Genomic DNA, 3,061 nt, shown 5'->3' on the forward strand with positions numbered 1-3,061 from the left:
ATATTATGATGTATTATAATCAGTGTTAGTAAAATGAGGTGAGATTGTGGCAGACCAACAATGGTCCCACGGGAATATTCATCCCGTTCAGATTGATAAAGAAATGAAGAACGCCTATATCGATTATGCGATGTCCGTAATCGTAATGCGTGCTCTTCCAGATGTGCGCGATGGCTTGAAACCAGTTCATCGTCGTATTTTGTACGCGATGCACGAAACAGGCATGACGCCAAATAAACCGTACAAGAAATCCGCTCGTATCGTCGGTGACGTACTTGGTAAGTATCATCCACATGGTGATAATTCCGTTTACGACGCGACTGTACGTTTGGCGCAAGATTTCAATACGCGCTACCTCTTGGTAGACGGCCATGGTAACTTTGGCTCCATCGATGGCGATAGTGCTGCTGCGATGCGTTATACTGAAGTACGTATGGCAAAAATTACTCAAGAAATGCTCGCTGATATCGACAAGGAAACTGTTGATTTCATGCCGAACTATGATGAAAGCTTGCAAGAACCAACAGTATTGCCAGCGAAGATTCCAAATCTTCTCATCAATGGTTCCAGCGGTATCGCCGTAGGGATGGCGACAAATATTCCACCGCACAACCTTAACGAAGTATGTAATGGCCTTACAATGCTCATCGATAACCCAGATGTAACTGTGGAAGAATTGATGACACAAATCAAAGGTCCAGACTTCCCGACAGGGGCGCTCATTTTGGGCCGGGAAGGCATTAAAAAAGCGTACTCCACAGGTCGTGGTAGTGTAAAAATGCGCGCTCGTGCAACCATTGAAGAAATGGCGAAGGGCAAGCATAAAATCGTAGTGACTGAGATTCCATACCAAGTTAACAAGGCTCGCGTTATCGAAACCATTGCGAACTTGAGCCGCGACAAGGTAATCGATGGTATCACAGCACTTCGCGACGAATCTGACCGTCAAGGTATGCGCATCGTTATCGAATTGCGCGCTGACGTGCAACCAGATATCGTTCTTAACAAATTATATAAACACACTCAACTTCAAGAATCTTTCGGCGTGATTATGCTAGCCCTCGTGGATGGTCATCCTCGCGTATTGAATTTGAAAGAAGTATTGGGTTACTACTTAGATCACCGCCTCGATGTTATCGTACGCCGTACTCAATTCGAGCTTAATAAAGCCGAAGCACGTGCTCACATCTTGGAAGGCTTGTTGATCGCTCTTGACCACATCGATGAAGTTATCGCTACAATCCGCAGTTCCCAAACTGACGAAATCGCACGTAACGCATTGATGCAAAAATTCGGGCTTTCAGAAAAACAAGCAGTAGCCATCCTCGACATGCGTCTACGCCGTTTAACAGGCTTGGAACGTGAAAAAATCGAAGACGAATACAAGGAATTGTTGGCATTGATCGAAGATTTGAAAGCTATCTTGGCTAGCGAAGCGCGTCAACGTCAAATCATCAAAGAAGAACTAGAAGATATGAAGAAGAAATACGGCGACCCTCGTCGTTCTGAAATCACAATCGATACGTCCGACCTTGATGTAGAAGACCTCATCGCTGACGAAGAGATGGTTATTACCTTAACTAAACAAGGTTATATCAAACGGATGAACGCGAACGTATATCGCAACCAACATAAAGGTGGCGCTGGCGTTATCGGCATGAAGACGAAGGAAGACGATTATGTAACACAAATTATGCATGTTCGTACGCATAATACATTGTTGTTCTTCACGTCCACTGGCCGTACATATCGCCTCAAAGCATACGAAGTGCCAGAAGCAGGTTCCCGTAATTCTCGCGGTACCGCTATGGTTAACGTGTTGCCACTTGCTGTAGGCGAATCTGTTACAACTATGATCGACCTTGAACGTATCCATGAAGATGTAAACTTATTCATGGTTACTGAGTTCGGCGTTGTAAAACGTACAGCTATCGAAGAATACCGCAACATCCGCCGTTCTGGTCTTAATGCTATCAACCTCGACGAAGGGGATCACTTGATTTCCGTCAACGTAACGACTGGCAACCAAGATATCTTGATCGGTACTAAATTGGGTATTGCTATTCGTTTCAGTGAAAGCGACGTACGTCTCATGAAACGTGCGGCTCACGGTGTACGCGGTATTAAACTCAATACCGGCGACGTAGTGGTAGGCGCTGGTGTTCTTAATGCTGATGAAAGCGAAGCTCAAGTGTTTACGATCTCTGAAGAAGGTTTCGGTAAACGCAATGATGCGGAAGCTTACACATTGCAAAAACGCGGTGGTAAAGGCTCTAAGAACTTCAAGATTACGAACAAAACTGGCGACGTAGTTGCTGTAGAAGTAGTTCATAACGATGATGAAGTTATGCTTATCTCTGAACAAGGCAAAATCATCCGCTTCAACATGAACGATATTGCTGTGAAGAAGGGCAAAGCTATTTCTGGTGTGAAAACACAAAACCTTGATGAAGGTGATAAAGTAGCTAGTATTGCTGTTATTCCGGGTGCTGAAATCGAAGACGAAGAAGCAGAATAATTTGTATTAATAGTATATGTAAGAAACTATGGGCGGCCATCTTAGATGGTCGTCTCTAGCGTTAAGGAGTTTAGATATGAAAAAATGGTTAGCTGCTATGTTTGCAGCAGGGGTTTTATTCTTAGGCGGTTTTGGTCAAGCTAGCGCTGCTGATTGGTACTATATCGATGCTGACGCAGATGATGCAGCATGGTTCATCGATAATGCATCTGTATACAAAACAGATGATGCGGCTACAGTACTTGTTAAAATTAACAATGTAGAAGGCTTCACATACATCTACACAGTACGCATTGACCGTAAAGAAAAAACATGGACAGAACTTGATACAACAGTATACAGCGCTGCAGGCGTAGCGTTATTGTCCAGTAAAGAAGCACAAAAACCTACAAAAATTGAAGATGATACCATGGGTGCGGAAGTTATGCAAGCCCTATGGGGTAAATAATCCTTTGGTGTAGGGATGCCCATTCTAGACTGTGTGTTTAGATAGTAGACCCAACACTGCTATGAAAGCCTCCAAAGCGAGCTAAGTCGTTTTCA

2 protein-coding genes are annotated in these 3,061 nt (G+C 43.9%); both read left to right on the forward strand.

Annotated elements, in window-relative coordinates; genetic code table 11:
- The first annotated feature begins 46 nt into the window (after positions 1 to 46).
- A complete protein-coding gene (gene gyrA / locus QZ334_RS06565; protein WP_295232987.1) occupies positions 47 to 2,518 on the forward strand; it encodes a DNA gyrase subunit A in 2,472 nt (823 codons plus the stop codon).
- Positions 2,519 to 2,594: 76 nt separating this feature from the next.
- Positions 2,595 to 2,966: a hypothetical protein gene (locus QZ334_RS06570; RefSeq protein ID WP_227720868.1), complete on the forward strand. Its 372-nt coding sequence runs from the start codon at positions 2,595 to 2,597 to the stop codon at positions 2,964 to 2,966.
- Positions 2,967 to 3,061: the final 95 nt, after the last annotated feature.

The sequence above is a fragment of the Veillonella sp. genome (genome assembly GCF_019414865.1).
Taxonomy (GTDB): domain Bacteria; phylum Bacillota; class Negativicutes; order Veillonellales; family Veillonellaceae; genus Veillonella.